At 45.7% G+C, this 368-nt stretch carries 1 protein-coding gene; it reads left to right on the plus strand.

The features are described from left to right. Positions 1 to 368, plus strand: a 368-nt coding sequence (locus tag DM397_RS00335; protein WP_204251846.1) for a glycoside hydrolase family 97 catalytic domain-containing protein, incomplete at both ends; no start/stop codon positions are given.

The raw sequence follows: 368 nt of genomic DNA on the forward strand, positions 1-368 counted from the left end.
TCCGAATTACGCCTCCAGCGAAGCGGTTCTGGCAAGCGAGAATCTGCATTTCGGACAGCAGAGCTGTGATAATGAAGCTATAAATGCAGCAACGCATACTTTTATCAGAAATGCGGTGGGAAGCATGGATTTTGGCGGAAGCGCTTTGAACAAATTCTACAATAGCGATAACATTCCCAACAAAGGCTCTAAAAGAATGACTTCAGATGTATTTGCTTTAGCCGCTTCAGTGCTTTTTCAGAGCGGAGTGCAGCATTTTGCTTTGGCGCCTAATAACTTAAATGATGCTCCAGACTGGGCTGTAAAATTTATGAAAGAAGTGCCAACGGTCTGGGATGAGGTCCGCTTTCTGGAAGGCTACCCAGGCA

Source organism: Flavobacterium nitrogenifigens (assembly GCF_003254565.1).
Taxonomy (GTDB): domain Bacteria; phylum Bacteroidota; class Bacteroidia; order Flavobacteriales; family Flavobacteriaceae; genus Flavobacterium; species Flavobacterium nitrogenifigens.